Consider the following 3,849-nt stretch of genomic DNA (forward strand, 5'->3'; position numbering starts at 1 on the left):
CGCGGCGAGCGCCACGATCTGCGCATCACGGGCGGCCCGGGCCTGGGCACCGCTGCGCCCGCTGGTTGCTGGCAATGCGCCGGGCAATTGATCCGGTTGTTCGTCTGGCGCGTTGGTCAGCGTATCGAGCGCGAGGCCGGGGCCGACGATCTCGCGCGTGGCGGTGCGGCCGTCCGCGCCGCTCGTGGCCAGGCGGGCAAGGCCGGTGGTCTTGTCGATCGAGAGGGTGCAGCGCGCTACGTCCGGCTCTGCCATGGCTTGGGCCAGCAGTGCCATGACGGCTTGCGCCAGGCCTTGGTCAGCCGCCGCCTTTTCCGCGTTGCGCTTGCGCTTCTTGCCCATGCCCCATCCCCGTTGCTTGCGCTTGCTGTGATCGATGGTGTATTCGTGATATGAAAAATATCACAAACTGCCGCGACGGCAAGGTTCAGATGGTGAAATCCGCCGGTACGCTGTCGTCGCCCGGGCACAGATCATCAGCGTTGAGGGTAAGCGTGAGGCAGGCGCGCGTGCCGGGCATAGCCTCGCCGGGATGCACCGCCTCGTGCGCCAGGCGTGCCCCGCGCGAGCGGGTGAGCGCATCGATCAGCCGCGTGCCAAGGCCGGTGCCATGCACGGTGCCGTCGGGCGGCATGCCCCAGCCATCATCTTCCACGCACAGCATCAGGCGCGCCTCGGCATCAACCTGCTGCGTTAGGCGCAGGGTGACGCGCACCACGCCTTCGGCATCGGCCGGATAGGCATATTTGCAGGCATTGCCGACCAGTTCGTTGGCGGCAAGGCCAATGGTGACGGCAAGGTCGGTTTTCAGCCGCGCGGGATCGGCATCGACCGTCACCGTGCGCGGCCGCTGGGCCGACCAGGCATCGCCCATGTCGCTGGCCAGGGCGGCGAGATAATCGTCGATCGCCACGAATTCGACGTCATTGGTCGTGTAAAGCCGCCGGTTGACCTGGGCGATCGTGGCAATGCGCTGGTGCGCGCGATAGAGCGCATCGCGCGCGGCTTCGTTGTCCACGCTGCGCGCCTGCATCGAGACGAATGCCATGACCATCTGGAGGTTGTTGGCAACGCGGTGGTTGACCTCGCGCAGCAGGGTTTCCAGCCGGGCGTTGCTGGCGCGCAGATCCTGTTCGGCGCGGTCGCGGGCCTGGCGCAGGGCGGTGGCTTCCAGCACCTGGGCAAAGCTTTGCGCCAGAAGATCGAAGAAATCGTCGCCCACTGCCTTGACGACATAGTCCTGCGCCCCGGCTTTCAGCGCGGCCACGGCGATGCGGCTCTCTTCCGAGCCGGTGACATAGACGATCGGCGGGCAATCGGGCAGGGCGCGCAGCCCTTCGAGCGTGGAGAGGCCGTCGCGACCCGGCATGTAATGGTCCACGGCTACCAGGTCGAAAGCCTGGCTTGCGGTCATGGCGATGCCTTCATCGCCGCTGGCCGCGGTGGTTACGTCATATCCCTTGCGCGCCAGCACACGTGCGACGAGGCGCCGCAACCCCTCGTCGTCGTCGATATAGAGAATGCGCGCGGCGGGACGGATCAGACCTCCTCCGCACTCGGGATCTGGATCACCGACAGGAACAGGCCCAGCTGACGGATGGCGTCGGCAAAGCTTTCATAATTGACGGGCTTGGTGATGTAGACGTTGCAGCCCAGGTCATAGCAGCGCTGGATTTCCACCTTGTCATCGGTAGTGGTCAGCACGACCACCGGGGTGCGGCGCAGCGGGCCATCATCGCGCTTGATCCGGGCGAGGATATCGATCCCGCTCATGTCCGGCAGGTTGAGATCGAGCAGCACCAGCGCCGGGCCATTGTGGCTGGGGCCGTGCTCGCTATCGAGCAGGAACGACAGCGCCGAGGTGCCATCGACGAAGTGATGGATCGTGTTGGAAATGCCGGCGCGGCGGATGTTCTTCTCGATGAGACGGGCATGACCCTCGTCGTCCTCGATCATCACGATGTTGACGGGACGTTGATTAACCATTGGCTTCTGCGCCTTTCCATTCGATCGGCAGGTTGACGCGGAACGTGGCGCCCTTGCCCAGTTCCGAAACCACTTCGATCACACCGCCAAGGCGATAGGCAAGCGCACGAACATGCGCAAGACCGATGCCTTCGCCCGGCTGGTCCTGCACGCCAGAGCGGCGGAAAAGGTCGAAAATGCGTTCATGATCACGAGGATCGATGCCGCGGCCGTTGTCCGTCACCTCGATGATGGCGCGGCCGCGCACGGCCTTGCCGCTGATGTGGATTTCACCGGCGCGGCCGGGCTGAAGGTACTTCAGCGCGTTTTCCATGAGGTTGGACAGGATCTGTTCCAGCGCGGTGCGATCGCTGGTGAGCGCGGGCAGCGCCGCGATGGTCAGCGTGGTGCCGGTTTCGGTCAGGCGGTGCTGCATCGTATCGGCAATCGAGCGGACCAGCGCGGTGAGATCGAGCGTCTCGGGCGCCAGGGTGCGGCGCCCTTCACGCGAGAGGCGCAGGATGGCATTGATCAGCCGGTCCATCTTCTGGGTGGAACTGCGGATGAAGCCGATCGCCTCGGGCAGGTCTTCCTCTACCGCGCGCAGCACATCGGCGGGGGGGGGCACCGCAGCGCCCGCCTGTGCCGGATCGTGCAGCGAGCGGGCGATCACGTCGGTCGCCGCTTCCAGTTCGGCGGTAAAGCCCATGACGTTGACCAGCGGAGAGCGCAGATCGTGGCTGACAATATAGGCAAAGCGCTGGATTTCGGCATTGGCGCGCTGCAGCTCGGTGGTGCGCGAATCGACCAGGCGTTCCAGGTCGGTATTGAGCGCGCTCAATTCCAGGCGCGAGGCGCGCAGATCGCGCAGGGTGCGGCGGACCAGCAGGATCGTGGCGCTGGCCACTGTCAGGATCAGCAGCGCGATCGCCACCAGCACCATGTTGAACGTGCGCAGGCTTTGCGCCTGCAGCGATTCGCGCTGGCGCAGCAGGGCGCGCTCTTCATCGGCCATGGCGTCGGCCACCTGGCGGATCTCGCGAATATGGACAACGACGGGATCGTGGAAGAAATCGCTGCGCAGGGCGGCCTGCGCGCTTCTGCCCCTGCTGCGTTCCGTCCTTTCGGCCTTGACGTAATCGCTCAGCAATTGCCGCATCCTGCGGATGTTGGCGGCCTGCTCGGGATTGTCTGCGGTCTTGCTCTGGACCATGTCGAGATCGGCGAGCGCGCTGGCCAATGCCTCGTCGAACAGGCCATTGAACGCGGGATCATCGCTCAGTAGGCGGCCGCGCCGGGCGGTTTCCATGCGCTCGGCCTTGCTGGCAAAGGCGCCGATGCGCGCCTGCACTTCCAGCGTATGGGCAACCCAGCGCTCGCTGTCGGTATTGCGTTGCTGCGTCCACAATGCCGCGCCGAGCCCGGCGAGCAGGGCGGCAAAACCGATGGTCAGCAGTGTCAGGATGAAGCGGTTGACCCGGGTATCCCTGCCCAGCGCGGTCAGATTCGTCGTTTGCATTGAAACCCTTCCCGCGCGGCACGATCGCAGATGGCGCCGCGCGCCCACGACAGGAATGCCGATCGGCCCGGTTGGTTCCACCTGCGTCCCCCAACAATGGCATTTTTGCGCCGGGGCGAGCGCGGCATGGCAGCGGCGGCGCGCAGGTTTGCCATGAAAAAAGGGTGCAGGCCGCGTGGCCCACACCCCTTTTTCAAGCCATCGGCGCTGCCGCTGAATCAGACCACGCGGCGCACCTTGTTGCGGTGCTGGCCGGTTGTGGCCGGGCCGCGCGGGCGAAACCGGCGCTTGGCAGCCGCTTCACCACCGGCGTCGTGCCGGGCGGCATCGCTGCGCGGGGCATCGCTGCGACGGCGATCCTGGCC

General features: G+C 65.9%; 4 protein-coding genes. All 4 read right to left on the reverse strand.

Annotated features, from left to right (window positions below; translation table 11 throughout):
* Nucleotides 1-342 (reverse strand): hypothetical protein (locus H926_RS26425; protein WP_043608694.1); only part of this gene is annotated, 342 nt, incomplete at its 3' end.
* Between the two features lie 85 nt (nt 343-427).
* Complete coding sequence (locus H926_RS26430; RefSeq protein WP_051146302.1) at nt 428-1,543, reverse strand: sensor histidine kinase; 1,116 nt, start codon at nt 1,541-1,543, stop codon at nt 428-430.
* A complete protein-coding gene (locus tag H926_RS0108590; protein ID WP_028657767.1) occupies nt 1,540-1,986 on the reverse strand; it encodes a response regulator in 447 nt (148 codons plus the stop codon). Before H926_RS0108590 ends, H926_RS26430 begins: the two co-directional genes overlap by 4 nt.
* Nucleotides 1,979-3,484, reverse strand: coding sequence for an ATP-binding protein (locus H926_RS0108595; protein WP_022675932.1), 1,506 nt, complete (start codon nt 3,482-3,484; stop codon nt 1,979-1,981). Before H926_RS0108595 ends, H926_RS0108590 begins: the two co-directional genes overlap by 8 nt.
* Nucleotides 3,485-3,849: the final 365 nt, after the last annotated feature.

The sequence above is a fragment of the Novosphingobium sp. B-7 genome (genome assembly GCF_000410615.1).
Lineage (GTDB): Bacteria > Pseudomonadota > Alphaproteobacteria > Sphingomonadales > Sphingomonadaceae > Novosphingobium > Novosphingobium capsulatum.

What these genes read in the sequence shown, in the direction of transcription:
- H926_RS0108590 (WP_028657767.1), bottom strand. Translation starts at nt 1,986, where the DNA reads ATGGTTAATCAACGTCCCGTCAACATCGTGATGATCGAGGACGACGAG.
- H926_RS0108595 (WP_022675932.1), bottom strand. Translation starts at nt 3,484, where the DNA reads ATGCAAACGACGAATCTGACCGCGCTGGGCAGGGATACCCGGGTCAAC.